The organism is Streptomyces sp. CA-111067, assembly GCF_050956065.1.
Taxonomy (GTDB): domain Bacteria; phylum Actinomycetota; class Actinomycetes; order Streptomycetales; family Streptomycetaceae; genus Actinacidiphila.
Genome location: NZ_CP192103.1, coordinates 3,276,465 through 3,302,914, shown reverse-complemented (window position 1 = coordinate 3,302,914; position 26,450 = coordinate 3,276,465). Strand labels below are relative to the sequence as shown.

The following is a 26,450-nucleotide window of genomic DNA, read 5'->3' as shown; positions in this document are numbered from 1 at the left end:
AGCGTAGCCCGGGCGGCGGGCGGTCAGGTAGGGCGGCGGGAGTCGCCGGCGCTGCGGTGCGCGGTCAGCTCACTTCGGCGGCTTGCGGCCGGTCACGCCGAGGTGCACCAGCAGAGCCAGGTTCGGCTTCAGCTCGGCCTGCTTGACGCCGGATCCGGTGAAGCCCTTCTGGTGCGCGGCGACCGCCGCGAGCATGGCGACCAGCGCGCCGGCCACGGCCGCCGGGTTGACCTCCTTGTCGACCCTGCCCTTGTCCTGGAGGTCCCTGATGGATTCGGTGAGCGAGCCGGTCACCGCGTTGAGGATCCGCAGGCGGATTCTGGAGAATCGTTTATCCCCCTCCGCGGCGCCGAGATCGATCACGCGCAGAATCGCGTCGTGCTTCCGCCAGAAGGAGAGGAAGCCGTCCACCAGCTGCTCGGACGCCTGGGCGCCGGCCTTGCCGGCCCAGGAGCGGCCGGCGACCAGCTGGGTCAGGCTCGTTCCCTCCTTCGCCGTCTCGTCGGCGAGCTCCAGGACGGCGCCCTCGACGTCGGGGAAGTACTGGTAGAACGTTGCGGGGGAGGTGCCGGCCATCCGGGCGACGTCAATCACCTTGACGTCCCGGTACGGGGACGTGCTCAGCATCTCGCCCAGGCAGTCGAGCAGCTTCTGCCGCGTCGCCTGCCCGCGGCGACCCGCGACACGGCCATCGACGGTGCGAACTTGTCCTGTCATGCCGTCAGTTTACCGACGCGTGATCAGCGCGCGATCTGGCGGCGTGCAAATGGGGAGTCCCCTCGGGACCGGTCCGTCATCGCAGCTCAGCAGGGGTGACCACGGATGCCCCAGGAGACTGCTGCGACCCCCGTGACTGGCGCGGCAAGGCCGTTTCGCCCCTTTTGCGCACCTCCGGAACGATCGATTCCGCCCCTTCGAAAGAATTGACCATACGTTCGAATTGTGATCCGTGCGGGTGGGAGGATCACTGGATACGGTGGCAATACAGACACCGCACCGCTCGGTGCGGACCAGGTACGGAGAGGACCGGCTCATGTCCACATTCGGCGAAGGTGCACCCTGCTGGGCCGACGTGTCGGTCCCCGACCTCGCGGCAGGCCGCCGCTTCTACGGCGAGCTGTTCGGCTGGTCCTTCCAGGACCAGGGCGAGGAGTACGGCCACTACACGATCGCCTCCCGGGACGGGAAGGCCGCGGCGGCGCTGATGGGCAAGGTGGACCCGTCGATGCCCACCGCCTGGGGCCTGCACCTGGCCAGCTCCGACGTGGCGAAGACGGCCGAGCGGATCACCGAGGCCGGCGGCCAGGTGGTCTTCGGTCCCGACACGGTGGGCGACGCGGGCGTGATGGCCGGCGCCACCGACCCCGGCGGCTCGTTCTTCGGCGTCTGGCAGGCCGGCCGGCACCTCGGCTTCGGCATCGTCAACGAGCCCGGCGGCTACTGCTGGGCGGAGAACCACACCCGGGACGCGGCGGCCGTCGACGCCTTCTACCCCGCGGTGTTCGGCTACGACGAGCAGCAGGTCGGCGACGGGGTGCACTTCGACTACAAGGTCTGGTCGCTGCCCGGCCAGCCCGACCAGCAGGTGCTCGGCCGGATGAACCGGGCCTCCGACCTCGCGGCCGACCACCCCTCGGCGTTCCAGGTCTACTTCGTCGTCGCCGACTGCGACGAGGCCGCGGCCACCGTCAAGCGGCTCGGCGGCCGGGTGATCAACGAGCCCTCGGACTCGCCGTTCGGGCGGATGGCCGTGGTCTCCGACGACCAGGGCGCCGAGTTCGCCGTCATCGACCTGCAGCGCAGGAGCGAGCAGACCCCCGGCTAGCGGCGAGGCCCCGGCCGGCGGGGTCCCACCAGCCCCTGCTGTCACTCCGGTTGACGTGTCGGCCATTGCCCCGGCCCTCGTACGGCGCGCCGCGTGACCTGACCGTGTGCGATGGCGGATGATAACGAGTTCGCCCTCCGGGCGTGTCGTGACTGCCCCGGGTTCGCAACCGGCGTCCATCCCAGGAACAATCAGCCTCGTACGCTGACGTGGGGACTGGACGACCGGCCGCGAGGGGCGGGGCAGGAAACACGCTGGCACGGGGCACAGCGGCGACAAAGCGGGGCACGGGGAGGTGGCAGGGCAGTGATGGAGCAGCTGACGCAGCACGACCCGAGACGGATCGGCCCTTTCGAGGTGCTGGGACGGCTCGGCGCCGGCGGCATGGGGCTGGTCTATCTCGCCCGTTCGGCATCCGGCCGCCGGGTGGCGATCAAGACGGTGCGCGCCGAACTCGCCGAGGACCAGCTCTTCCGGGTCCGCTTCACCCGTGAGGTGGAGGCCGCCCGCGCGGTCTCCGGCTTCTACACCGCCGCCGTGGTGGACGCCGACCCGCGGGCCGCGGTGCCCTGGCTCGCCACCGCCTACGTGCCGGCCCCGTCTCTGGAGGAGATCGTCAACGAGGCGGGGCCGATGCCCGCCCAGGCCGTCCGCTGGCTGGCGGCCGGCATCGCGGAGGCGCTGCAGTCGATCCACGCGGCCGGCCTGGTGCACCGCGACATGAAGCCGTCCAACGTCCTGGTGGTGGAGGACGGCCCGCGGGTGATCGACTTCGGCATCGCCTCCGGGGTGTCCAACACCAGGCTGACGATGACCAACGTGGCCGTCGGCACCCCCGCCTACATGTCCCCCGAGCAGGCCAGGGACTCCCGCAGCGTGCGCGGCGCCAGCGACATCTTCTCGCTCGGCTCCACGCTGGTCTTCGCCGCCACCGGGCACGCCCCGTTCCGCGGCGCGAACCCGGTCGAGACGGTCTTCATGCTGCTGCGCGAGGGACCCGACCTGCACGGGCTGCCCGACGAGCTGCGCCCGCTGATCGAGTCCTGCATGCGGATGGAGGCCGAGGGCCGCCCCACCCCGGCCGACCTCCAGGCGCAGCTGGCCCCGCACCTGTTCTCGGCCGGCGGCGACGACACCGGCACCGCCTCGGCCTGGCTGCCGCCCGGCGCGGTGGCGCTGATAGAGCAGCGCCGCAGCGGCCGGACGGCAGCCGCCGCGGGCCGCAGCCGGGGCGCGCACGCGGCCGGCCCGCAGGCCCCGGTGGCCGCGCCGCCGGTCCAGGCACCGCCGCGCCCGCAGCACGCCCCGCTCAGCGCCGGACCGGGGCGGGACGGCGCCGCCGCGGCGAGCGTCCCCGCCGCCCCCGCGGTCGGACTCGACCACGGCAACGGCAACGGCCGGTCCGCCCCCGTCCAGCTCGCCGGCTCCGCGCCGATCGGCCCCGGGCTGCGGGTCGCCGAGGCCGTCGAGCACAAGGCGCAGGCAGCCGCGCTGCCCGGCACCGAGTGGGTACGGCACCGGGCCGGATCGCACCGCGCGGGCGACCCGGCGCCCGCCGCCGTCCCCGCGCAGTCCTCGCCGAAGGCACCGCCGGGGGAGTGGCGGCCCTGGCGCTTCCGGATGTCGAACGACGTCTGGGGTACCCCGGTGGTGGCCGGCGGCCTGCTCTACGTCACCTCCTTCGAGGTGCACGCGCTCGACGTGGCCAGCGGGCGGCGGCAGTTCAAGACCCGTGACGTGGCCTGGACGATGGCGGTGGACGGCGGCCGGATCCACGCCTCCGACGGCCCCAGCCTGTTCGCGCTCGACGCCACCGACGGCGCCGACCGCTGGCGCACCCCCATCGAGGGCTGGATCTACGCGGTACGGGCCGACGCCGGCACGGTCGTCACCGGCACCCGCGGCGGCGGCGTCCAGTCGTGGGACGCCGGGCGCGGCTCGCTGCGCTGGGAGCGCGGCGGGGCGCAGACGGAGTTCGAGTCCACCGACTCGGGCCCGACCGTGGACGGCCGGGCGGTGTACTACCAGGGCGGCGGCCTGCTGCACGCGGTCGACGCGCTGACCGGCTCCGACATGTGGTCGTATCCGGTGGGGGAGCCCGGCGCCGCCGGTTCGATGCCGACCCGGCCGGTGGTGGCCGACGGCGTCGTGTATCTCACCGCCGGTACCAGGGTTCTCGCGCTCGACGCCCGCAGTGGCGCCGAGCGTTGGCATTTCGACGCGCCCGCGGTGATGTTCGCACCGCCCGCGCACGTTCCCGGGACCGGCGCGGAGGGCGGCGGCGTGTACGTCGCCGACCACCTCGGCACCGTCTACGCGCTCGACCCGGCCGACGGCCGCGCCAGGTGGCGGGTGGCGACCGAGCCGCGGCAGTCCGTCGAGCCCGTGCTCGTCGCCGCAGGCGGGGTGCACCTCGGGGCGGGCAGCGCGCTCTACACGCTGGACGCGGTCACCGGTACGCCCCGGTGGCGCTTCGCCGCGCAGGGCGAGGTCGTGGGTTCGCCGGCGGTGGCGGACGGCCGGGTGCACTTCGGCTCCAAGGACCACTGCCTGTACACGGTGGACGCGCAGGGCGGCCAACTGCGCTGGCGGCTGGAGACGGGCGGGGAGATCACCGGGTCGCCGGTGGCGGCGGAGGGCGTGGTCTACGCGTGCTCCAAGGACCGCTGCGTGTACGCACTCGACGCGACGAAGGGCACCGGGGCCGCGCCCCGACGCGCCTGAGCCCCCCGCGTTCAGCGGCCCGGGCCGCCTCAGATCACCGGGCACCCGCTCGGCTGCTGCTCGTGTGGCGGGGGTGGCGGGGCGGGCGTAGCGTCGGCGGCGAGGGGGTCGAGTACGCGAAGTGAGGCGACGACCGAGATGATCCGCACCGTCTTCGGGTCCCTCCTCGCGCTCATCGGAGCGGCGATCGCCGTCTGGAGCCCCTTCCGTTCCTGGTACGGCGGTCGCCACGGGTCCCGGTTCCGAGTGGACGACCTCTTCACGGGGGTCGGCGTCACTCCGGACAACGCGGCCCTGCTCGGCTCCCTCTTCCTGCCGATGGGCTTCGCCGCGCTGCTCACCCTGCTGGGTGTACTGCTGCGGTCCCGGCCCGTGGTGGCCCTGGCCGGCCTGATCGTGCTGGCCATCACCATCTTGTGGATGGTCCGCCAGGCCCAGGCGGCGGGCTCGCTCACGGCCGGCGGCCCCGGCCTGGACACCGGCGTGGCCGCGGCCTTCGGCGCGGCGGCCCTCATGCTGCTGGGGGCGGCGGCCCTGCCGTCCCGCCGCCCGCGCCCCAAACCCCTGCCGGAACAGGAGCCGCAGCTCCAGACGGAGCCCCAGCTCCAGACGGAGCCCCAGCCCCAGCCGCAGCCGGAACCGCAGGCGCAGCCGCCGTACGAGCCGCCCCCGCCGTACGACGACCCGCCCCCGACGCTGACCGATCTGCCGCCGCTGCCCGCGTCCCCGCCGGACACCTCGATCAGCCCGCCGTCCCCGCAGACCGGGCCGTCGATCAGCCCGCCCGGCATGTAACGAAAAAACAGACCGGCCGCAGCGTCCCCTCCACGCTGCGGCCGATCTGCGGTGCGCCCCCGGAAGTGAACCCGTTCCCCCCGAGTCCTCCGGTCCCCCTGGCGCCCCCCGTTCCCCCCGGGACCCCGTTTCCCCCTGCGTCCCCCGGCGGGTCCCCCGTCTCGTCCCCCTGTGTCGTTCCCCCTGTACGGTCCCCCCGTGCGGTCCCCCGTTTCGTGGTCCGCGCGCGGTTCAGCCGTGGAGTGCGGTGGTCAGCCGCTCGGCTTGTCCGTCACGTGGAAGTTGTCGGGTGCCACGGTGCCGCCCTTGGCTTCCGGGACCGGCGGCAGCAGGCCCTCCGGGGGATCGGCGGGCTCGCTGGTCACGTGGAAGTTGTCCGGGTCGAGCGGACCGTCGGCCGGCGGCGTCTTCGGCGGCTTCGGGACTTCGGTGCTCATATCGATCTCCTGTGCTATCAGGGACGTGCTGTCGTGAAGCCCACCCGGCGGCAACCCCCGTGCGCCACCAGGTGGGCAGCTCGTGCAGTGATGGAATCGTGGCAGCCGTCGATAATCAACTGATAAACGGCATCAATGAGCGATGTGATAAGTGATGTGACCTGCGGTGAATTGAGGGTCACACCGCTTGCGCGGACGCCGGGTGGTCGTCGATGAGCGCCCGTACCTCGTCGGCCTCGGGCGCGCCGAGCGCGGTGAAGATGCCGAGTGCGTCGTGCCAGCAGGCGTGCGCGCGGATCGGCTGGCCCATGCCGACCAGCGCCTGGCCCAGCAGCGTCAGGTCGTTGGCGACCCGCCACTCGCCGCCGGTCTCGCGCAGCAGCGGCAGCGCCTGCTCGGCGAACGCGGCGGCCTGCCGCCAGCGGCCGGCGGCCAGATGCGCCTTCGCCAGCCGGAACAGGGCCATGCTCTCCCACAGTTGCTGCCGCGCCTCGCGGAAGATGTCCAGCGACTCGTTGAGGCAGTCCACCGCCTCACCCAACTGGCCCGCGGTGGTCAGCGCGGTGCCCATCGCGTACAGGCCGTTGCCGAGCCGGAATCCGGCGCCCAGCTCGCGGTAGATCTCCACCGCGCGCTCGGTGGAGGCCAACGCGGAGGGCACGTCGCCGAGTTCGGTCTGGGCGCGGGCCAGATTGCTGAGGGTGGCCGCCTCGCCGTGCTGGTTGCCGTCGGCACGGAAGATGTCCAGCGCCCCGGTGAGGAAGTGCGCGGCGTCCTCGAAGCGGCGGCCGTAGATCGCCACGATGCCGCGCAGGTTCGGCGCGTAACTGCGGGTGATGGGGTCGTCGGCGGCCAGGCCCTGCACCATCGCCTGCGCGGATTCCGTCTCGGCCTGCTGGAACCGGCCCGACATGCACAGCAGTTGGCCGAGCAGCACCCGGCCACGGCCCTGCACGACCAGGTCGCCGAGGTCCTGCGCGGTGCTGACCAGCGCGCGGGTGGCCTGCTCGTACTGCCGTGCGTAGACGCCGGACTCCATCAGGTCCTGCGTGACGAGCAGCAGGTCCACCGCGCGGCGCATCAGCCCCTCGCACCCGTCGTCGGCGGCCTGCTGGACCGTCGCGAGCAGGTCCTGCGACTCGGAGAACAGCCACTCCAGGGCTTCCTCGCGGTCCTCGAAGGTCAGCCCGGGGTGCGTGGTGGGCGCGAGGTGGTCGAGCACCCGGTCGCCGGGGTTCTCCCACTCGTAGGTGCAGGCGGCGGAGGCGAGGTAGAAGTCCATCACCCGCGACAGCGCGGCGCAGCGCTCCGGCCCGGCCTCGTCGCGCTCCGCGCACTCGCGGGCGTAGAGCCGCAGCAGGTCGTGGAAGCGGTAGCGGGCGGGCGCCGCGGACTCGATGAGGCTGATGTCCACCAGCGCTTCGAGCAGCTCCTCGGCCTCGTAGACGTCCAGGTCCAGTGCGGCGGCCGCGGCCGGCAGCGAGATGTCCGGGCCGTCGGGCAGCGACAGCAGCCGGAACGCGCGGGCCTGCGCGGGCGACAGGTGGCCGTAGCCGAGCGCGAAGGTGGCCTTGACGGCGAGGTCGCCGGCCCGCAGCTCGTCCAGCCGGCGGCGCTGGTCGCCGAGCTTGCGGGCCAGCACCGACACCGTCCAGGTGCGGCGGGCGGCCAGCCGGGCGGCGGCGATCCTGATCGCCAGCGGCAGGAAGCCGCAGGCGGCCACCACGTCGAGCGCCGCCTGCCGTTCGCTGCTGACCCGCTCCTCGCCGGCGATCCGGGTGAAGAGTTCGAGCGCCTCCTCCGGCGACATCACGTCGAGGTCCACCAGGTGCGCGCCGGCCAGGTCCACCATCCGCACCCGGCTGGTGACCAGCGCGGCGCAGCCGGGCGTGCCGGGCAGCAACTGCCGGATCTGCGCGGCGTCGTAGGCGTTGTCGAGCAGGGCGAGCACGCGGCGGCCGTCCAGGGTGGAGCGGAACAGCGCCGCCCGGTCGGCCAGCGAGTCGGGTATCGCGGCGTCCGCGAGGCCGAGCGCGCGCAGGAACGAGCCGAGTACGGCCTCGGGTTCGCTGGGGCGCGGGCTGGTGCCCTGCAGGTCGACGTACAACTGCCCGTCGGGGAACGCCTCGCGGGCGGCGTGCGCGACGTACACCGCGAGCGTCGTCTTGCCGACGCCGCCGATGCCGGCCACCGCGGAGACGGCCATCACGCCGTGCTCGCTCGCGGCGGCGGCCAGTTGGCCGGCCAGCTCCCTGACGACGGCGGCGCGGCCGGTGAAGTCGGGCACGATCGCGGGCAGTTGCGCGGGCCTGACCACCTCGGGGGCGGTCGGCGCGCTGCCGGCGGGCGCGGCGAGCGACGGGTCGGCCTCCAGGATCCGCTGGTGCAGGTCCTTCAGTTCGGCCGACGGGTCGATGCCGAGTTCCTCGGCGAGCAGCCGCCGGGTGTCGGCGTAGACGCCGAGCGCCTCGGCCTGCCGCCCGCTGCGGTACAGGGCCAGCATCAGCAGGGCGCGCAGCCGTTCGCGCAGCGGGTGCTCGGCGGAGGCCGCGGTGAGCTTGGAGACGGCCTCGGCGTGCGCGCCCAGTTCCAGGTCGAGTTCGAGCAGCGACTCGATCAGGGCGGCCCGCCACTGGGTGAGCCGGTCGCGCTGCGCCTCGGCGAACGGGCCCGGCAGCCCGGCCAGCGGCTCGCCGACCCACAACGCCACCGCGGAGGCCAGCCGTTCGCGGGCGCCGGCCGGGTCGGAGGCACGGATCTTGTCGGCCTCGGCGGCCAGTTGCTCGGCCACCCGGGTGTCGAGCATGTCGTCGTCCAGCCGCAGCGCGTAGCCGCCGGAGTCGGTGACCAGCGCTTGGGAGCCGAGCGCCTTGCGCAGCCGGAAGGCGTACGAACGCAGGGCGGCCAGCGCGGTGTTGGGCTGCGTCTCGCCCCACACCGCGTCGAGCAGCTCCGAGGCGGTGGCCGTCCGTCCGCCGCGCAGCAGGAGTGCGGCCAGCAGGGCGCGCTGCTGCGGCGCGCCGGTGGCGATCAGCTCGTCGCCGCGCCAGGCGCGCACCGGGCCGAGGACCGCGAACCGCAACCGTCGGCTGTCGCCCGGTTCCGTGCTGCTTGCCATCCATGCCCCCTGAACCGCGGCCGGTCCCGGCCGGAACCTGACTCTCCGCGCGTATATCTATCGTTCATCGCCGACCGGAACAGTTGTCCGCACGGCAGGCGAAACCGCTGATGCGGAGCCGCCTGTGCCAGTTTGCCGTGTCGGGCCGCCGGGGTCACCCCGTCCGGGTACCGAACCGGCCTTGCGGCAGAAGTTGGGTCGAATTCGAGGTTCGGACTGTGTGTGCCCGGAGGTTGTGCTGTGAGGGGATCGTTCGTGCCGGTGTGCGTTCTGCGACCGGCCGGATAGCGGGGCCGGGATGTGTACGGAGTGCGTGGGCGGTTTGCCGGGTTCATGTGACAAGAGGAGTACGGTCCGGATGTCGGAATCCTTCTGGGCGACCGGCCCGGGTGACGGCGCGAGCGGCGCGGGCCGGGGCGGCGCCGGTTCCGGCGCCGGTACGGTCCCGGGCCCGACGGTTCCCGTCCCCGCGGCCCCGGTCCCCGCTGTCGTGGCCGACACCGTCGCGCTGGCCCAGCGCGCGATCCGCTGGAGCAGGCTGGCGGCAGGCTCGGTACGGCCTCTGCGCCCCGCACCACTGGGAGTGCCCGCGGTGGTTCCCATGACCGGCGGATCAGACCGCCCCGGCGGTGGCGGCGACAGCGGCGGCACGGACGGCAGGCCCGGCAGGTCGGGCCGGGCCGGACGGCCGGGCAACGGCGGCGGCAACGGGTCACGCACCAGCGGCGGCGACTCCGGCCGGCTGCCCGGCCCGCTGCTGCGCCACCGCGCGGAGCGCAACCCGCACGGTGTGCCCGAACTGCCCTTCGCCGGCGCGGCGGTGACCGGCACGGCCGGCTGCAGCTACGCCGAACTCGACCGGCGGGCCCGGGCGATCGCCGCCCGGCTCGGCACGCTGCTGCAACCCGGCAGCCGGGTCATGCTCGTCTACCCGCAGGGGCCCGACCTGGCCGGGGCGTTCCTCGGCTGCCTGTACGCGGGGATGGCCGCGGTGCCGCTGGTGCTCGCCTCGGCCGGTGCCACCGAGTCGGTCGGCCGCGCGGTACGGCGCTGCGCCCCCGAGCTGGTGCTGACCGGCACCGACGGCTGGTCCGCGCTCGCGGTGGACCGCAGCCGCACCCAGGTCATGGAGGCCGACGGGGTACGCGTCGCAGGTGAGCCGGTGTGGCGGCTGGCGCAGCAGTGGCGCCCGGTCGGGGTGCTGCGCGGCGCCGCGGCCTACCACCGCTACCACGACGACGGGGCGGCCGGCGGCCGGCTCGAACCGGCCATGGGGCACGGGGACCTGTCCGACGTGATGGGCGAGTTGGCGCAGGCGGTGCGGCTGGGGACGGACGAGGAGAACGTCGGCTGGATCGCCGCGGTGCACGGAGTGGAGGACGCGATCTGGCGCATCCTCCTGCCGATCCGCGTCACGTCCTGACCGGACCCCGGCCCACCCGCCGGTGGGGGCGGCCAGGACGGCAACCCCTTGCGGTGGGTGGGCATGTGCGGGTCCGCTCTGGCTGGTGGCGCCCAGGCGGCGGCAGCCGCAGATCAAGCGCAGCCCCGCGCCCCTTGAAAGCGGTCCGTTCGCGTCTGGCGTCATCTGGACGTCCCGGCTTCACCAGGGGCGCGGGGAACTGCGCGACCAGCCCACCCCGGCCGGTAGTTCGGCTGAGACCGTAGCCCGCTACGGCGCGCGGAACTGGGGTCAGGCGCGGCCCAGCCAGATCGGGTTGGTGATGGCCGCCGCCGGGCCGGGGAGGCCGGATGCTCCGCCGTCGGCGGCCGGGTGGCGGACCTCCGCGCGGATGTAGGCCGCCAGCGACGCGGTCGTCGCGTACTCCACCGTCCCCGAAGCGGGCAGCGCCTCCGCGTGCATCTGGCCCTCGTCGGTGACGAGCCGCACCAGCGAGTTCACCGGCACCCCGCTCACCTCCAGCCGTACCGTCACCGCCGCGTCCGCGGCGACCCGCAGCCGGTCGCCGATGCCCGCGTGCTCGCCGCGCGGTCCCGACGCGGTGAACGCGAGCTGCACCGCGGCCGATTCGGCGATCCAGGAGCGGCCCGCGCGGATGCCCGCCTGGAGCGAGGCGCGGTCGAGGCCGTCCGCCAGGATGACGGTCTGCGGCAGGCCGACGACGTCGGGGTCGCGGTGGGCGTCGGAGTTGCCCATCGCCGGCACCCACCGGCCGCCGTTCTTCGCCGAGGCGGTGAGCAGGTTGTCCCAGGTCAGCAGCGAGACCTCGTCATCGGGCGTCCAGGGGCCGTTCCACACCTCGACGGCGTCCACGTCGTCGTAGCCGAACTTCCACTGGCTGGCCAGGCTCGTTCCGTAGGGGTGCGCGGGCACCACCAGGCCGCCGGCCCGCCGGATCAGCCGGGCGAAGCGGTCGAACGCGTCGTCGCGGGCCCGGTAGCGCCAGTCGAACCAGACGCCGGGGTCGGTGCCGATCGCCAGGAAGTGGCCGTTGCGGGTGGTGACCTCCTCGCCGGTCAGCACCAGCAGGTCGTCGCCGGCCAGCGGGCCGAGGAAGGCGTGCGCCGAGCTGGTGTTGTGGTCGCTGGAGTTGATGAAGTCCAGCTTGGCGGCGCGGGCCAGCGCCACCAACTGCTCCAGGGTGCGCTTGCCGTCGGAGTGCACGGTGTGCAGGTGGCAGTCGCCGCGATACCAGGCCCGGCCGCGGCCCGGGGCCCGCTCCGGCGGGTAGTGGGGCGCCGGGGTGTGCCCGGCCTCGCCGTAGGTGAGGGTGACGGTCACGGAGTAGTCCAGGCCCGTGGGCACCACGGTGTACGGCCCCAGGATGACGTGCCAGGTGCCCGCCTCCACCGGTCCCGCCAGGTACCCGGGGGTGGCCTCCTCCGCGCTGATCGCGAACTCGGTGCGCGCGCCGCCCGACCAGCCGCGGAAGCCCCGGCTGCCGAGGTCGGTGCCGTGCTGGTCGAAGATGCCGATGTCGCAGGCGTTGCCGACCGAGCCGGCCGGGACGGTGGGCTTGTCGTACGTGTACGAGACGGCGATCTCCCGTACCCCGCGCGGCACCTGCACCGGCAGGTAGACGAAGTCGGCGACCCCGGTGGGCAGATGGCCGCTGACGGTGACGGTACGGGTCGAGCCGGCGCCCGATCCCGGGCCGGGGTTCGCACCCGGGCCGGAATCCGCGTCGGAGGAGGCAGCCGCGAAGTTCACGGGAGCCAGCGTAAGGACGCCGGTGGCGCCCGCGAGTGCGGAGAGCTTCAGTACGTCGCGTCGGTCCATGCCGGTACGGTCACCCTCCCGGGTGACGGGAGCGTGGCCGAGGCGTGGCCGCACGCTGTCCGTCAACGTCCCAGCCGCCCCATCGCCCTCCGCGGTTACGGCCCGGCGGTCAACTTGACCGCCCCTCGTCCACCGGAACGGTGAGCGTCGGCCGTCAACGTGCGCCGCACAGTGTCACCCGCAACGGTGACCACCGGCCGCCAGGCTTGACCGCCCTCGTCCACCCGCGACGGTCACCGCCGGCCATCAGGCTTGACCACTCTCGTCCACCCGCGACGGTCACCGCCCGCCGTCAACACGCGCCTCGCGCCGTCACCCGGAACGGCTACGCGCCGTATCCGCCCGCGGGTATTCCACCCGAACCCGCTTTCCCTGGTGAGAAACGCGACAGCGCCCCGGCGCGGCCCGCGCCCCTGTGGGCCGCCGTAATGTCCCTGGGTCCACCTATCCTCGGAGGATGACCTCGTCATCGCCCACCGCCAATGCCATGCGCCGCGCCCTGCACCGCGCCGGGGAAGGCGTCGCCCTCGACACCGGCGAGGCCGCGGTGCTGCTCCAGGCCCGCGGCGCGGATCTGACCAGGCTGTCCGCGACCGCCGCCCGGCTGCGGGACGCGGGCCTGGAGGCAGCCGGCCGGCCCGGGGTCATCACCTATTCGCGCAAGGTCTTCATCCCGCTGACCCGGCTCTGCCGGGACAAGTGCCACTACTGCACGTTCGTGACGGTGCCCGGCAAGCTGCGCCGCGAAGGCCACGGGATGTACCTGTCGCCGGACGAGGTGCTGGACATCGCACGGCGCGGCGCCGAAATGGGCTGCAAGGAAGCGCTTTTCACCCTCGGCGACCGCCCCGAGGACCGCTGGCCCGAGGCCCGCGAGTGGCTCGACGCGCACGGTTACGACGACACGCTCGCCTACGTGCGCGCGATGTCCATCCGGGTGCTGGAGGAGACCGGGCTGCTGCCGCACCTGAACCCCGGGGTGCTGAGCTGGACCGACCTCCAGCGGCTGAAGCCGGTCGCCCCGTCGATGGGCATGATGCTGGAGACCACCGCCACCCGGCTGTGGTCGGAGCCCGGCGCCCCGCACTACGGGTCGCCCGACAAGGAGCCGGCCGTCCGGCTGCGCGTCCTGGAGGACGCCGGCCGCTCCAACGTGCCGTTCACCACCGGCATCCTGATCGGCATCGGCGAGACCCACGAGGAGCGCGCCGAGTCGCTGTTCGCGATCCGCCGCACCGCCCGCCGCTACCACGGCGTCCAGGAAGTCATCATCCAGAACTTCCGCGCCAAACCCGACACAGCTATGCGCGGTATGCCCGACGCCGAGCTGGAGGAGCTGGCCGCGACCATCGCCGTCGCCCGGATCGTGCTCGGCCCGGCCGCCCGCATCCAGGCGCCGCCCAACCTGGTCGACGGCGAGTACGCCCGCTTCATCGAGGCCGGCATCGACGACTGGGGCGGGGTGTCGCCGCTGACCCCCGACCACGTCAACCCCGAACGGCCGTGGCCGCAGATCGACGAGCTGGCCTCCCGTACCGCCGAGTCCGGCTTCGAGCTCCGTGAACGCCTCACCATCTACCCGGAGTTCATCCAGCGCGGCGAGCCGTGGCTCGACCCCCGGCTGCTGCCGCACGTGCGCGCGCTCGCCGACCCCGGCACCGGACTCGCCGTGCAGGACGCGGTCGTGACGGGCCGGCCGTGGCAGGAGCCGGAGGAGGAGTTCCCGGCCGCCGGCGGTCGTACCGACCTGCACGCCACCATCGACACCGAGGGCCGCACCTCCGACCGCCGCGACGACTTCGACGAGGTCTACGGCGACTGGGAGGAACTGCGCGAGCAGGCCGCCCCCGGCATGGTTCCCGACCGGGTCGACGGCGACGTGCTCGCCGCGCTCAAGACGGCCGCCGACGACCCCACCAAGCTCACCGACTCCGAGGCGCTGGCCCTGCTGCACGCCGACGGCCCGGCGCTCGACGCGCTCTGCCGGATCGCCGACGACCTGCGGCGGGCGGTGGTCGGCGACGAGGTGACGTACATCGTCACCAGGAACATCAACTTCACCAACGTCTGCTACACCGGCTGCCGGTTCTGCGCCTTCGCGCAGCGCCGCACCGACGCCGACGCGTACACCCTGTCGCTGTCCCAGGTCGCCGACCGGGTCGAGCAGGCCTGGGAGGTCGGCGCCACCGAGGTGTGCATGCAGGGCGGCATCCACCCGGACCTGCCGGGCACCGCGTACTTCGACATCGCGAAGGCGGTCAAGGAGCGGGTGCCGGGCATGCACATGCACGCGTTCTCGCCGATGGAGGTCGTCAACGGCGCCACCCGCACCGGGATGTCGATCCGCGACTGGCTGACCGCCGCCCGCGAGGCCGGCCTCGACTCCATCCCCGGCACCGCCGCCGAGATCCTGGACGACGAGGTGCGCTGGGTGCTCACCAAGGGCAAACTCCCCACCGCCACCTGGATCGAGGTCGTCAAGACCGCCCACGAGCTGGGTATACGCTCCTCGTCCACGATGATGTACGGCCATGTGGACCAGCCGCACCACTGGCTCGGCCACCTGCGGCTGCTGGCGCAGATCCAGCAGGAGACCGGCGGCTTCACCGAGTTCGTCACGCTGCCGTTCATCCACACCAACGCGCCGGTCTACCTGGCCGGCATCGCCCGCCCGGGCCCGACCGCCCGCGACAACCGCGCGGTCACCGCGATGGCCCGGCTGCTGCTGCACCCGCACATCCCCAACATCCAGACCAGCTGGGTCAAGCTCGGCACCGAGGGCGCCGCCGAGATGCTCCGCTCCGGCGCCAACGACCTGGGCGGCACCCTGATGGAGGAGACCATCTCCCGGATGGCCGGCTCCAGTTACGGCTCCTACCGGTCGATCCGCGACCTGGTCGCCATCGCCGACGCGGCCGGCCGTCCGTCCCGGCAGCGCTCCACGCTCTACGGCGAGGTGTCCGCGGAACGCCTCGCGGCCGGGCGTGCCTCCGACGGTCATCTGCCGCAGCTGCTGCCGGTGTTGAGCGACTGACCGGCCCGCTTACCGGGCCCCGGCTAGGCTGGTTCCGGGGGATCCGGGGTGCTGTACGGGCGCCCCGGGCGGTACTCCGGGGGAGAGGGATCGGCCGGTGCCAGCTCAGCCGCAGTCCGGGGCGCGATCGTCGGCACGTGCGCCGGCGCGCCCCTCGATGCAGGAGCTGATCAGGCGCCGTCGCAGAGGCGCGTTCGTCGGCCGGCGCACCGAGATCGCCGCCTTCCGGGCCAACCTGACCACCGCCCCCGAGGACGAGGCGCACCGCTTCCTGTTCCATGTGCGCGGCGCGGCCGGCGTCGGGAAGTCGTCGCTGCTGCGGCAGTGGGAGAGCGCGGCGCACGAACAGCACGCGCTGACCGCGTACGTGGACGAGGGCGTGACCGGCGTCCTGGACGCGATGGCCGCGCTCAGCGCCCAGTTCGGGCAGCAGGACCGCCCGTTCAAGGCGTTCGACAAGCTCCACGCCACCTACCGGGAGCGCCGGCACGAGGCGGAGACCGCGGCCGGAGTGCTCGACGCGCCCACCGCGGGCAGCGTCGTCGCCGCCCAGGTGAGCCTGGCCGGGATCGGCCTGCTGCCGGGGCTCGGCCCGTTCGTCGGCGCGATGGACCCCGGCCAGGTCGCGCAGGGCGCCGACCGGATCCGCGCCCTGCTCAGCTCCCGGTTCCGCAACGAGCACGACGTCCGCCTGGTGATGGAGCCGCTGGCCGTACTCACCCCGGTCCTGGTCGCCGACCTGGCCGCGGCCGCCGCCAACGCCCCCTGGACGGCGCTGTTCTTCGACACCTACGAGCGCACCGGCCCGCTGCTCGACCGCTGGCTGCACGACCTCGTCCTGGACGACCGCTACGGTCAGTTGCCGGCGAACCTCGTCATCACCCTGGCGGGCCAGGGCCCGTTGGCGCCCGCCGTCTGGTCCGACCACCTGGACCTGGTCGAGGACGTGCCGCTCGACCTGTTCACCGAGGCCGAGGCCCGCCAACTCCTCGCGGACAAGGGCGTCATCGACGAGAGCGCCGTGGAGACGGTGCTGCGGCTGTCCGGCCGGCTGCCGGTCCTGGTCTCCATGCTCGCCGAGGCCCGTCCGGCCGGCGCGGAAGCGGTGGACGACCCCAGCGACACCGCCGTCGAACGCTTCCTGAAGTGGGTGGACGACCCCGCCCGCCGCGACGCGGCCCTGTCCGCCGCCCTCCCGCGCCGCCTGGACGAGGACGTCTTCCGCGCGGCGGTCGCCCCGGAGGCCGCCGGCCTCTACGCCTGGCTGCGCTCCCTCCCGTTCGTCAACGAGCGCGCGGGCCAGGCCGCTTACCACGACGTGGTCCGTACGGTGATGCTCCGGCTGCGACGCACCAGGTCCCCGCAGGGCTGGCGCGAGCAGCACGGACGGTTGTCGACGGCGTTCGGCGGCTGGCGGGCGGAGGCGGAAGCGGGCCTGTCCGGCGAGGAGTTGTGGGTCGACGGGCAGTGGCTGGGCTTCCGGCTTGAGGAGACGTACCACTTGCTGTGCGCCAATCCCCGGCAGGCGCTGCCGGTTGCGCTGGCCGACGCGGTGGCGGCGGCCGGGGCCGGTCTGGAGGCTGTACGCCGCTGGGCCGGAATGCTGGCGGCGGCCGGCGCTGACCGGGACGATGCGGCGGTCGCGGACTGGGGGCGGCGGCTGGGCGCGGCGGTCGAGGAGGACGAGGGGGCGGTCGTGCGGGTGCTTTCGGCGCTGCTCGGCCGGGGCAGGCTGCCCGATGACGCCAGGGCGCGGGCCTTCGCCGGGCGGGCGAGGGCACGTCGCGTCGGCGACATCGATCTGACCGCCATGCTGGCCGACTGCGACAGTGCGCTCCGACTGGGTCTCGACACCTACGGCGTTCAGGAAGACCGTGGCTGGGCGCTGATCGAACTGAGCCGCTGGGAAGAGGCGGGCGCCGCCTTCGGACGGGCCCTGGCACACGATCCGGAGGCGCTCATTCCGCTCCAGTTGCGAGCCATCTGCTGGTCCGTGGCAGGGCGGCACGAGGAGGCACTGAGCGATCTCGACATGCTTGTCAGCCTCGCCCCGACCGCTCGCGCCCTGGGCCAGCGGGCCACGACGAACTGCCTCCTCGGCCGCCACGACGAGGCCATCGAGGACTACGAGCGGGCCTGCGAACTCGACTCGGACGACTGGCCGAGCGCGAGCTACGCCTCCATCATCGCCAAGTCCTACCTGGCCCGAGCACGGCCGGAAGACGCCGTCGCAGCTTGCGATGTGTCGCTCGCTCCCGGCGGCATTGACGACTCCCGGTTCCGGATCCCATCGCATGCCAGACGCGCCACCGCGCTGGTCCAGCTGGGCCGCTACGAGGAGGCGCTGCCGGATCTCGACATGGTCGTCCTGGTGAGACGGAACAGGCACTGGCAGTTGCTCCGGGCCATGACGTACCGGAACGTGGGCCGGTACGAGGCCGCTCTCGACGACCTTGCCGCTGTCGCCCGACTCGATCCGGACGACCGCGGGATGCGCCGCGAACTGGCGGGCGTCTACAGGGACATGGGCCGTTGGCAGGAGGCGGCGGCGGTATGCGACCGGCTGCTCGACGGCGCTTCCGACGATCCCCAGGCGCGCGAACTGCGCACCCTCGCCCGTCTCCGACTTGGCCGGCCGCTCGACGCGCTGGCCGATTTCGACGCCCTGCTCGACACCGATCCCGCTGCGCACATGGTGCGGGTACTGCGTGCGCAACTGCTCAGCCTGCTGGGCCGGGAGGAAGACGCCCGGTCCGACCTGGACGCTGTCGCCGCAGTGGAGCCGGACGCGCTCGACCTGCTCCTGGTGCGCTGCCGGCTGGCCCGGCGGGCGGGCAGCTCGCAAGAGGCCCGAGCAGCGCTGGCCCGTTTGAGGGTGCTCCTCCCCGGCAGCGTCGACGTGTTGACCGAACAGGCGCTCGCCGCCCTCGACGGCGGTGGCCCGGCTCCCGGCTCCCCGGTGCCCGATGACCCGGCTGGGAGCTTCGCTGGCGGTGTCACCCCGCTTCCTCGGGATCTTCTCGTTGCCCCGGCCCAGAACGCCTCCGTGGCCATCATCGCCTGCGCCGGGGCCGACTGGCCCACCGCCGATGACCGGTTCGACATGCTGCTCGCCGCCGGCGCCCCCTGGCACGTGCTGGCCGGCCTTGAATGCGACCTGGCCTGGCTGGCCGAGCGGGCTCCCGCCGGCCGGGAGCCCCTCGACGCCCGGCGTGAACGTGTCGCCGCCGCGCGCCGGGCGCTCGAAAACCGGGCGCGGCTCGAAAACCAGGCCCAGAACGCGCCCCGCGCTACCCAATGACCCCAATAACCCCAATCGCGGCAAGCCTCGCCTAGTTCTCGCCCCTCTTCCGCTCCCAGCGGCGTCGGATATCGTGCTGGACCGGAACGGGTTCGGACCAGTGAAGATCGGTGCCGGACCGGGTTCGGTCCGGCCAGGATCGAACACGATCGAAGGGGACCGCCTTGACCGCTGTCTGGGGACGCGCGCAGCAGCAGGACTTCCGCAGCCGCGTCCGGGGCTGCCTGCTCGGCGGGGCCATCGGTGACGCGCTCGGCGCGGGCGTGGAGTTCGAGTCGCTGGACGCGATCCGGCAGAACCACGGACCGGACGGCGTGACCGACTACGTGACGGCGTACGGCAGGCGCGGCGCGGTCACCGACGACACGCAGATGACGCTGTTCACGGTCGAGGGGCTGATCCGCGCCCAGGTGCGCCGCGACACCGGCGCCTGGCACCCGCCGACCGACATACACCGCGCGTATCGCCGCTGGTCGGCCACCCAGAGCGAGTGGGGTCCCGACGAGCGCCGCAAGGACTCCGGCTGGCTGGCCCGCGAGGAGTGGCTGTACGCGCGCAGGGCGCCGGGCGGGGCGTGCATCAGCGGGTTGTCCGACGATCGGATGGGCACCCTGGAGCAGCCGAAGAACCCCGGCTCCAAGGGCTGCGGCACGGTGATGCGCTCGGCGCCGTTCGGGCTGCTGGTCGGCTGGGAGCCGCAACTGGTGTTCCAGCTCGCGGTGGAGTGCGCCGCGCAGACCCACGGCCACCCGACCGGGCAGCTCGCGGCGGGCGCGTTCGCCGTCATCGTGCACGGCCTGGCGCGCGGCGAGGCGCTGGACGGTTCCGTGCAGCACGCGCTGGCGCTGCTCGGCGCCCGGCCCGGCCACCAGGAGACGACGGACGCGTTGCAGGGCGCGCTCGGCGCCGTACGGCAGGGGATGCCGTCGCCGCAGCGGGTCGAGGCGCTGGGTGAGGGCTGGACGGCCGAGGAGGCGCTCGCCATCGGGGTCTACTGCGCGCTGGTCGCCGAGGACGTCAGGCACGGGCTGCTGCTGGCCGTGAACCACTCGGGCGACAGCGACTCCACCGGCTCGATCTGCGGCAACCTGCTGGGCGTCCAGCACGGCGAGACGGCGCTGCCGCCGGCCTGGACCGCCGAACTCGAGGGCCGCGCCACGATCCTGCAGCTCGCCGACGACTTCGCGATGGAGATGACCCAGGCGTCCGCCCTGCACGGCCCGTCCGGCGCGAGCCCGGCCTGGCTCGACCGCTACCCGGCGGCCTGAACACTGTTCGTGACGGCAGGGATCACCCGACGGCCTGAACAGCGTTCGTGACGGCACGGATCACCCGGCGGCCTGAACACCGTTCGTCGCGGCTCCGGTCGCCGAACGGTCTGAACACCGTTCGTTTCGTCCTCGATCACCCGTCAGCCCGCGCTCCCCGCCTCCGGCCCGCTGCCGTCCACCGGCCGCCCGGCCACCAGGTACACCCGCCGCAGCGACTCCGCCTCGTACGGCTCCCGCGTCAGCCGTGCCGTCACCGGCAGCCCGGCCCGACCCAGCAGTCCGGCGACGAGTTCCGGCGGGCGCAGGTAGTAGTCGAGCGGGACGGGGTGGCCGTCGGACTCGTCGAGCCGCAGCAGTCCGTCGCCGTCGTGGAACGCCAGCAGCAGCTGCCCGCCGGGCGCCAGCACGCGGCGGAACTCGGCGAACACCCGGGGCAGTTCCGCGTCCGGCAGGTGGATGATCGAGTAGAACGCCACGATGCCGCCGAGCGAGCCGTCCGGCAGGTCGAGCGCCGTCATCGAGCCCACCTCGAAGCGCAGCTCCGGGTGGGAGCGCCGGGCCACCGCGACCATCTCGGGCGCCAGGTCGACGCCGAAGGCGGTCAGCTCGAGCCCGCTGAGGTGCGCGGTCACATGGCCGGGCCCGCAGCCCACGTCGGCGACCGGCAGGCCGCCGCCCGCGCCCGTGACGAGTTCGGCGAAGGCGGCGAGCAGCGCCCGGTCCATCGGCTTGGCCGCCAGCTCCGCCTGGAAGCGTTCGGCGTAGTCGGCGGCCCAGGTGTCGTAGGACGAGCGGGTGCCGGACAGGAAGGGCGGCTCAGCTGAGGGCGGTTCGATCATGCCGCCCGAGCGTAGTGCCGGCCCTTCCCGCCCGCACCGGACTTATCCGGCGGCGGCCCTCCGCCGCACCGGAATCAAACGGCGGCGTCTCCGCCAGCCGCCCTACTCCGCCGCCCTGGTCGCCGTCCCGCGCAGCAACTCGTCCTCGGAGGCGGCGGGTTCCGGCAGTGCGACGGACGCGGAGCCGGGGCCGCCACCGCCGTCGTCTGAGTTGATCTTCGCGAGCAGCGCGTCCCGCTCCGGGGTGTCCTCGGGCTTGATCCAGCCGACCACGATGTAGAGGACGAGCGAGACCACCAGCGGCAGCGATATCTGGTATTCGAGGTTCACACCGCCGGACACGGCATCGTTGATCGGGTAGTTGAGCAGGTAGAAGGCCAGCAGGCCGAGCGCCCAGCTGGTCAGCGCCGCCGTCGGCCCGGACTTGCGGAACCTGGGCAGCAGACCCAGCATGAACGGGATCGCGATCGGGCCCATCAGTCCGGCCACCCACTTGATGACCACCGTGATGATGTCCTTGAACGTCGGCGAGTTGACCTGGGTGGCCACCGCCATGGACAGGCCGAGGAAGGCGAGTGTGGTGACCCGGGCGGCGATCAGCCCGATCCGCTGCGTCCACTCGCGGGCCGTCCTGGAGAAGGCGGGCGCGATGTCCCGGGTGACGACGGCCGCGATGGCGTTGGCGTCGGAGGAGCACATCGCCATGGTGTGCGAGAAGAAGCCGACCACGACCAGGCCGAGCAGCCCGTGCGGCAGCAGCTGTTCGACCATCAGGCCGTACGAGTCCGAGCCGTCCGGCTTCTTGGCGTGCACCAGCAGCGGCGACACCCACATCGGGAAGAACAGCACGACCGGCCAGACGAACCACAGCGCCGACGACAGCCACGCCGAGCGGGTCGCCTCGCGGGCGGAGCCGGTGGCCATGTAGCGCTGGGCCTGGTTCCACATGCCGCCGTTGTACTCGAAGGTCTTGATGAACAGGTACGCCAGCAGGAAGACGGTGGTGTAGGGGCCGGCCACCGGGTGGTCGTGGTGGCGCAGCGCGGGCTCGTCCCAGACGTTCCAGATGCCGCTGATCCCGCCGAGCTTGTTCAGGGTGGCTACCAGCATGGCCAGGCCGGCGATCAACTGGATCACGAACTGGCCGAGTTCGGTGAGCGCGTCCGCCCACAGGCCGCCGACCGTGCAGTAGACGGCGGTGATCGCGCCGGTGATGACGATGCCCTGGGTGATGGTCACACCTGTGAACACCGACAGCAGGGTGGCGATGGCCGCCCACTTGGCGCCGACGTCCACCACCTTGAGCAGCACGCCCGACCAGGCCAGCGCCTGCTGGGTGGTCAGGTTGTAGCGGTTCTTGAGGTATTCGAGCGGCGAGGCCACCGACAGCCGGGAGCGCAGCCGGTTCAGCCGGGGCGCGAACAGCCTGGCGCCGATGGCGATGCCCAGTGCGATTGGGAACGCCCAGGTGACGTAGGAGGTGATGCCGTACTGGTAGGCGATGCCCGCGTAGCCGGTGAACATCACCGCGCTGTAGCCGGACATGTGGTGCGAGATGCCGGACAGCCACCAGGGCATCCGGCCGCCGGCAGTGAAGTAGTCGCCCACGTCGTCCACGCGCTTGTGCGACCAGAAGCCGATCGCGATCATCACACCGAAGTACGCGATGAGCACGACCCAGTCGAGACTGTTCATGTCCCCTCCAGGGGGTCCGCCTTGCGAACGAGAGCGCGCTTCGCTGCGACGTTCCCTCGGGCGGGTCGCCCCCGTGCGGGAGTGGGGACTTGGGGGATTGAACCCTTGGTCCGGACCGCCGGTCAAGGGTTTGGCGTTCAGGAGTCTGAACTCAAGTCAGCGAGCAGAACGATTTTGCTTTCTCTTTGCTCTACTTGGCATTGTGATGACCCTGATCGCTCGCCCACGATGAGCGGGCACTTCGCTGCACGACTTCACACACGTCACACCGGGCACAGTCCGAACAGCCGTACGGGGTGCGGGAATCCCGGACGGCTGGAGGGGGGAGGCAGGGAGACCGGGCCGCGGTCGGTCCGCAGGGGGCCGGCAGGCGGCCCGGAGTCAGGCCAGCGCGCGAGCCAGCCGGGTCAGGCCCTCGGCGATCTCGCCGGGCGTGTGCGTGGTGAACGACATCCGCAGCGTGCCCGTCTCCGGCGCGGCGGCGTAGAAGGGCGTGCCGGGCACGTAGGCCACGCCGTGCTCGATCGCCGTGCGCAGCAGCGCGGTGGCGTCACGGCCCTCCGGCAGCCTGACCCAGACGAACATGCCGCCCTGCGGCCGGTTCCAGCTGCTGCCGGCCGGCAGCGCGGCGGGCAGCCCGGCCAGCAGCGCGTCCCTGCGCGCCCGGTAGGCGGCGCGCACCCGCGCCAGGTGCGCGTCCAGGTCGTTGTCGGCCAGGTAGCGGGCGGCGGCGGCCTGGTCGACCGTCGAGGTGTGCAGATCGGCCGCCTGCTTGGCGATCACGCAGGCGCGCAGCATCGCGCTCGGCGCGCGCAGCCAGCCGAGCCGCAGGCCCGGCGCCATGATCTTGGAGAAGCTGCCGAGCAGCACCGTGCGGTCGGCGGCCGGCGCCAGCCCGGCGATCCACGGCTGGTAGTCGCCCTCCAGCCGCAACTCCCCGTACGGGTCGTCCTCGGCTATCCACAGCCCGTGCCTGGCGGCCACCGAGGCGACCGCCTCGCGCCGCGCGGCAGGCAGCGTACGGCCGGTCGGGTTCTGGAAGTCGGGCACCAGGTAGAGCAGCTTGGGCCGCTCCCGCAGCACCAGCTCCTCCAGCGCCTGCGGGATCACCCCGTCCTCGTCGGTCGGCACCGGCACCACCCGGGCGCCGGCGAAGCCGAAGCACTGGAGCGCGGCCAGGTACGTGGGGTTCTCCACCAGGACGACATCGCCCGGTTCGAGCAGCGCGGCGGCGATCAGCGTCAGCCCCTGCTGCGAACCCCCGGTCACCAGCAGGTCGTCGGCAGACGTGGCCAGGCCGCGCCCGGTCAGCCGGGCGGCCACCGCGCCGCGCAGCGCCGGATCGCCCTCGGTCGTCGAATACTGCAGCACCCGGTGCGGCGCCTCGGCCAGCACCCGGGCGTACGCCTCCGCGATCGCCGCCGCGTCGAACAACTCCGGTGCGGGCAGCCCCCCGGCGAACGAGACCACCTCGGGCCGCGCGGTCAGCGCCAGGATCTCGCGCACCGGCGACGCCCCTACCGCGCGGGACCGGGAGGCGAGAGCGGGCGGGGCGGTCGTCGCTGGGGTCGTCGTCATGCCGGGCAGCCTACGAAAGATCCGTGCACTGTCCAGGCACTTTCCACGATCCGGTCCGCGGGCAGCAGGGAGCCCCCTCGGCCAGGACGGCGAAACCAGTCGAGAGGGCTCTGCTGTTGTGCTGCGCATTATCTGCCGTGTGCTGTTATGTCGTGTGGCGCGGGGTCACCGATGTCGCACGCGGTGCCGGCCCATCAGCGGAGGTTGAACGCGCCGTGGTCCACGTCGGTGACGAACGAGGCCCACGCCTGGGGCGAGAACGTCAGGACCGGACCCTGCGGGTCCTTGGAGTCGCGCACGACCACCGACTCGACGGCGGGGGACTTGACTTCGACACATGCACCGTTTCCGGTGGACCGCGAAGACTTCATCCACGCGGGGGTGCTGCCCAGCTTGATTGCCATCTCTGCTCCGGTCTGTACTGGTGAGAACGGCGTTTTCACGCCACTGACTGACTGCGATCGACGCTACTCGCCACCATCAGTGCGCAGTGGGCGCCTTCACCCAAGTGGATGGCATATTCCTTGTAAATCTTCCCTATTCACTAGGCCGCGATGTATTGTGCCGGTTTTCAGTCCGCGTACCGCTCCGCGGCGGCCTCGACGAACTCCCGGGTCTGCTCCGCGCTCAGCGCCTGCGCCCGCAGGTGCTCGTACATCAGGCCGTACGCCTGGACGTCGGTGTCCTTCTCCAGGTAGAGGTCGCTGGTGACGCCCTCCAGGTAGACCACAGTGGCGTCGGTCGCGTCGGTGAACTCCAGCACCGCGAACTGACCGCTCAGGCCCGGGTGGGCGCCCGCCTCGAACGGCAGCACCTGGACGGTGACATGCGGCAGCCGGCTCAACTCCACCAGGTGCAGCAGCTGCTCGCGCATCGTGCGGTTGTCGCCGACCCGGCGGCACAGCGCGGCCTCGTCGATCACCGCCCACATCCGCAGCGGCGCGTTCTCGTCGTTGATCCGCTCCTGGCGGCGCAGCCGTACGCTGACCCGCTTGTCGACCTGCTCGCCGGTCGCCTCCGGCAGGTTGCCCGCGATCACCGCGGCCGCGTACGCCGGGGTCTGCAACAGCCCGGGCACCACCTGGGGTTCGAAGACCCGCAGGCTGGCCGCCTCGGTCTCCAGGCCGATGTAGACGCTGTACGGGATGTCGCCGAAGGCGTGCCACCAGCCCTGCTGGCGGGACTCCCTGGCCATGTTCATCAGCGAGTCGACGATCCGGACGTCCTCGACCCCGTACACCCCGCACAGGTCGCGCACATCGCGCTGGCTGATGCTGCGGCGGCCGTTCTCCAGGCGGCTGATCTTCGACTGCGAGACCAGCAGCCGGGCGGCGACCTCCTCGGCCGTCATGCCCTTCTCCTCACGGAGCTTGCGCAGCTCCGAACCCAACCGGCGGCGCCTGACGGTGGGGTTGACGTTGGCGACCACAGGAACTCGCACCTCCACGCTGATCCGTACTGATGGTCAGCAGCCTGCCACTAGCGGTCATCGCCGCGCTGGCGAATGAACGGAACAAGATTTCTCCGCGCGGGCGATCCGGCCGCGCCGGAAAGCATGACGCGCGGGGCGCCGGACCGTACGGGCTGCTGCCCGGTCGGTGCGGCGTCCCGCGCGTCACAGCGGCTCCCGGAGGGTACGGGGGTGTGCTGCGGTGCTTACGGTGCCGTGCTGCGGTGCCGTGCGTCCCGTTCGCCGGCCCGGCGGGGTGTGCCGAGCCGGTTCAGGGCGGTGCGCTCAGGCGCGGGCCATGGTGCTGTGCCCGGCCGTGGCCCGTTGGATCTGGGCCGGCGGCCGTTGCTTCGGCTGCGCCGCGACCCCGTTCTGCACGTCCATCACGGCGTGCGCGACGAGGCCGCCCATCGGGTCGTACCTGATCAGGTCGCGCAGGCGCGATCGTGACGACCGGCCCTCGTTACCCGGGTACAGGTGCTTGCCGAGCCCCACGGAGTGGGCGAGCGCGGCGAGCGCGGCGGTCCGCGGGTCCGGCGGTACGCCGGTGCGGATCGCACTGTCCAGCCGGGCTCTGATCTCCCGGCTGACCGCGCTGTCGGACGCCTGGTACCGCGTGGTCGGCAGTACACCGCACATCTGTCCCGGCACGGCGTGCACCATGCCGCACCGCTCCAGATGCGCGAGATATGTCTGGCGCAGCCCCAGCCGGGGCCCGCCGATCCAGTGGACGGCACGCACCGGGCTGCCACGTCGGCGCAGCAGCTCGAGCGCGGAGTCCAGGGTCGGATCTCCGGTCGGCCGTGGGTGCACCACGGCGATACGATCCCCGTCAGGGGCTATCCGTCCGGCCAGGGCCAGCTCGACGAGCTGCGCCCCGGCGAGGCCGAGGTCGAGCGATTGCGGCTGCGCCGTGGTCCCGGTCGTCGGGTCCAGGGCGAGCAACAACAGCTCTTCCGGAATTGTTCTGCGGCTCTTGCCCATCCATGCCTCCCCGCGTGGATGAATGACAGGGTGACGCCTCTCACACCGGCCTGTCGAGAGCGCCTTCTCCATATCGGCGGGAACCGGGTGGTATGTCGTTCTCGTCTACGGGGTGGGTGGGGTGTCGCAGTCGGCCTGCGGGCCTGTCGCGGGACACT

At 72.9% G+C, this 26,450-nt stretch carries 17 protein-coding genes; 7 read left to right on the top strand and 10 right to left on the bottom strand.

From position 1 onward, the window contains the following. Positions 1-69: 69 nt before the first annotated feature. Positions 70-717 carry a TetR/AcrR family transcriptional regulator gene (locus ACQPW6_RS14300; RefSeq protein ID WP_433889992.1) on the bottom strand — a complete coding sequence of 216 codons (648 nt, stop codon included), beginning with the start codon at positions 715-717 and terminating at the stop codon, positions 70-72. Positions 718-1,033: 316 nt separating this feature from the next. Here ACQPW6_RS14300 and ACQPW6_RS14295 point away from each other — a divergent pair, with 316 nt between their 5' ends. The 3 genes from ACQPW6_RS14295 (at position 1,034) to ACQPW6_RS14285 (ending at position 5,344) form a co-directional block, all read left to right on the top strand. Then, positions 1,034-1,825, top strand: a complete 792-nt coding sequence (locus tag ACQPW6_RS14295) for a VOC family protein (protein WP_433889991.1) — start codon at positions 1,034-1,036, stop codon at positions 1,823-1,825. A 309-nt stretch (positions 1,826-2,134) separates the two neighbouring features. Continuing rightward, positions 2,135-4,549 (top strand): PQQ-binding-like beta-propeller repeat protein, encoded by a 2,415-nt coding sequence (locus ACQPW6_RS14290; protein WP_433889990.1) that lies wholly within the window; start codon positions 2,135-2,137, stop codon positions 4,547-4,549. A 138-nt stretch (positions 4,550-4,687) separates the two neighbouring features. Further along, entirely contained in the window at positions 4,688-5,344 is a 657-nt protein-coding gene (locus ACQPW6_RS14285) for a hypothetical protein (protein ID WP_433889989.1), read from the top strand. 251 nt (positions 5,345-5,595) lie between these two features. On the opposite strand, the gene ACQPW6_RS14280 is transcribed toward ACQPW6_RS14285, so the two are convergent. After that, positions 5,596-5,781, bottom strand: a complete 186-nt coding sequence (locus ACQPW6_RS14280; protein ID WP_433889988.1) for a hypothetical protein — start codon at positions 5,779-5,781, stop codon at positions 5,596-5,598. A 178-nt stretch (positions 5,782-5,959) separates the two neighbouring features. Then, complete coding sequence (locus ACQPW6_RS14275; protein ID WP_433889987.1) at positions 5,960-8,899, bottom strand: BTAD domain-containing putative transcriptional regulator; 2,940 nt, start codon at positions 8,897-8,899, stop codon at positions 5,960-5,962. A 358-nt stretch (positions 8,900-9,257) separates the two neighbouring features. On the opposite strand from ACQPW6_RS14275, the gene ACQPW6_RS14270 reads away from it, so the two are divergent. Continuing rightward, positions 9,258-10,322 carry an AMP-binding protein gene (locus tag ACQPW6_RS14270; RefSeq protein WP_433889986.1) on the top strand — a complete coding sequence of 355 codons (1,065 nt, stop codon included), beginning with the start codon at positions 9,258-9,260 and terminating at the stop codon, positions 10,320-10,322. Between the two features lie 270 nt (positions 10,323-10,592). Here the strand turns inward: ACQPW6_RS14270 and ACQPW6_RS14265 are convergent, their stop codons facing one another. Then, positions 10,593-12,140 carry a CehA/McbA family metallohydrolase gene (locus ACQPW6_RS14265; RefSeq protein ID WP_433889985.1) on the bottom strand — a complete coding sequence of 516 codons (1,548 nt, stop codon included), beginning with the start codon at positions 12,138-12,140 and terminating at the stop codon, positions 10,593-10,595. Between the two features lie 457 nt (positions 12,141-12,597). Between ACQPW6_RS14265 and ACQPW6_RS14260 the strand changes: the two genes are divergently transcribed. From ACQPW6_RS14260 to ACQPW6_RS14250, 3 genes are all read left to right on the top strand, one after another. Beyond that, positions 12,598-15,174 carry a bifunctional FO biosynthesis protein CofGH gene (locus ACQPW6_RS14260; protein WP_433889984.1) on the top strand — a complete coding sequence of 859 codons (2,577 nt, stop codon included), beginning with the start codon at positions 12,598-12,600 and terminating at the stop codon, positions 15,172-15,174. Positions 15,175-15,271: 97 nt separating this feature from the next. Next, the gene (locus ACQPW6_RS14255) at positions 15,272-18,475 is read left to right on the top strand and encodes a tetratricopeptide repeat protein (RefSeq protein ID WP_433889983.1); all 3,204 of its coding nucleotides are present in this window, start codon (positions 15,272-15,274) and stop codon (positions 18,473-18,475) included. Between the two features lie 164 nt (positions 18,476-18,639). Beyond that, positions 18,640-19,743: an ADP-ribosylglycohydrolase family protein gene (locus ACQPW6_RS14250; protein ID WP_433889982.1), complete on the top strand. Its 1,104-nt coding sequence runs from the start codon at positions 18,640-18,642 to the stop codon at positions 19,741-19,743. A gap of 143 nt (positions 19,744-19,886) precedes the next feature. Here the strand turns inward: ACQPW6_RS14250 and ACQPW6_RS14245 are convergent, their stop codons facing one another. The 6 genes from ACQPW6_RS14245 to ACQPW6_RS14220 all read right to left on the bottom strand — a co-directional run bounded on the left by ACQPW6_RS14245 (position 19,887) and on the right by ACQPW6_RS14220 (position 26,292). Further along, the gene (locus tag ACQPW6_RS14245; RefSeq protein ID WP_433889981.1) at positions 19,887-20,585 is read right to left on the bottom strand and encodes a class I SAM-dependent DNA methyltransferase; all 699 of its coding nucleotides are present in this window, start codon (positions 20,583-20,585) and stop codon (positions 19,887-19,889) included. 102 nt (positions 20,586-20,687) lie between these two features. Beyond that, positions 20,688-22,280, bottom strand: coding sequence for a sodium:solute symporter family protein (locus tag ACQPW6_RS14240; protein WP_433889980.1), 1,593 nt, complete (start codon positions 22,278-22,280; stop codon positions 20,688-20,690). Positions 22,281-22,661: 381 nt separating this feature from the next. Then, the gene (locus tag ACQPW6_RS14235) at positions 22,662-23,858 is read right to left on the bottom strand and encodes a PLP-dependent aminotransferase family protein (RefSeq protein ID WP_433889979.1); all 1,197 of its coding nucleotides are present in this window, start codon (positions 23,856-23,858) and stop codon (positions 22,662-22,664) included. Positions 23,859-24,052: 194 nt separating this feature from the next. Then, the gene (locus ACQPW6_RS14230; protein WP_433889978.1) at positions 24,053-24,262 is read right to left on the bottom strand and encodes a DUF397 domain-containing protein; all 210 of its coding nucleotides are present in this window, start codon (positions 24,260-24,262) and stop codon (positions 24,053-24,055) included. 167 nt (positions 24,263-24,429) lie between these two features. Then, positions 24,430-25,287, bottom strand: coding sequence for a helix-turn-helix domain-containing protein (locus ACQPW6_RS14225; protein ID WP_433894528.1), 858 nt, complete (start codon positions 25,285-25,287; stop codon positions 24,430-24,432). A gap of 306 nt (positions 25,288-25,593) precedes the next feature. Further along, entirely contained in the window at positions 25,594-26,292 is a 699-nt protein-coding gene (locus ACQPW6_RS14220; protein WP_433889977.1) for a GOLPH3/VPS74 family protein, read from the bottom strand. Positions 26,293-26,450: the final 158 nt, after the last annotated feature.

What these genes read in the sequence shown, in the direction of transcription:
- ACQPW6_RS14290 (WP_433889990.1), top strand. Translation starts at nt 2,135, where the DNA reads ATGGAGCAGCTGACGCAGCACGACCCGAGACGGATCGGCCCTTTCGAG.
- ACQPW6_RS14240 (WP_433889980.1), bottom strand. Translation starts at nt 22,280, where the DNA reads ATGAACAGTCTCGACTGGGTCGTGCTCATCGCGTACTTCGGTGTGATG.
- ACQPW6_RS14260 (WP_433889984.1), top strand. Translation starts at nt 12,598, where the DNA reads ATGACCTCGTCATCGCCCACCGCCAATGCCATGCGCCGCGCCCTGCAC.
- ACQPW6_RS14270 (WP_433889986.1), top strand. Translation starts at nt 9,258, where the DNA reads ATGTCGGAATCCTTCTGGGCGACCGGCCCGGGTGACGGCGCGAGCGGC.
- ACQPW6_RS14235 (WP_433889979.1), bottom strand. Translation starts at nt 23,858, where the DNA reads ATGACGACGACCCCAGCGACGACCGCCCCGCCCGCTCTCGCCTCCCGG.
- ACQPW6_RS14285 (WP_433889989.1), top strand. Translation starts at nt 4,688, where the DNA reads ATGATCCGCACCGTCTTCGGGTCCCTCCTCGCGCTCATCGGAGCGGCG.
- ACQPW6_RS14300 (WP_433889992.1), bottom strand. Translation starts at nt 717, where the DNA reads ATGACAGGACAAGTTCGCACCGTCGATGGCCGTGTCGCGGGTCGCCGC.
- ACQPW6_RS14265 (WP_433889985.1), bottom strand. Translation starts at nt 12,140, where the DNA reads ATGGACCGACGCGACGTACTGAAGCTCTCCGCACTCGCGGGCGCCACC.
- ACQPW6_RS14230 (WP_433889978.1), bottom strand. Translation starts at nt 24,262, where the DNA reads ATGGCAATCAAGCTGGGCAGCACCCCCGCGTGGATGAAGTCTTCGCGG.
- ACQPW6_RS14275 (WP_433889987.1), bottom strand. Translation starts at nt 8,899, where the DNA reads ATGGCAAGCAGCACGGAACCGGGCGACAGCCGACGGTTGCGGTTCGCG.
- ACQPW6_RS14245 (WP_433889981.1), bottom strand. Translation starts at nt 20,585, where the DNA reads ATGATCGAACCGCCCTCAGCTGAGCCGCCCTTCCTGTCCGGCACCCGC.
- ACQPW6_RS14280 (WP_433889988.1), bottom strand. Translation starts at nt 5,781, where the DNA reads ATGAGCACCGAAGTCCCGAAGCCGCCGAAGACGCCGCCGGCCGACGGT.
- ACQPW6_RS14220 (WP_433889977.1), bottom strand. Translation starts at nt 26,292, where the DNA reads ATGGGCAAGAGCCGCAGAACAATTCCGGAAGAGCTGTTGTTGCTCGCC.
- ACQPW6_RS14295 (WP_433889991.1), top strand. Translation starts at nt 1,034, where the DNA reads ATGTCCACATTCGGCGAAGGTGCACCCTGCTGGGCCGACGTGTCGGTC.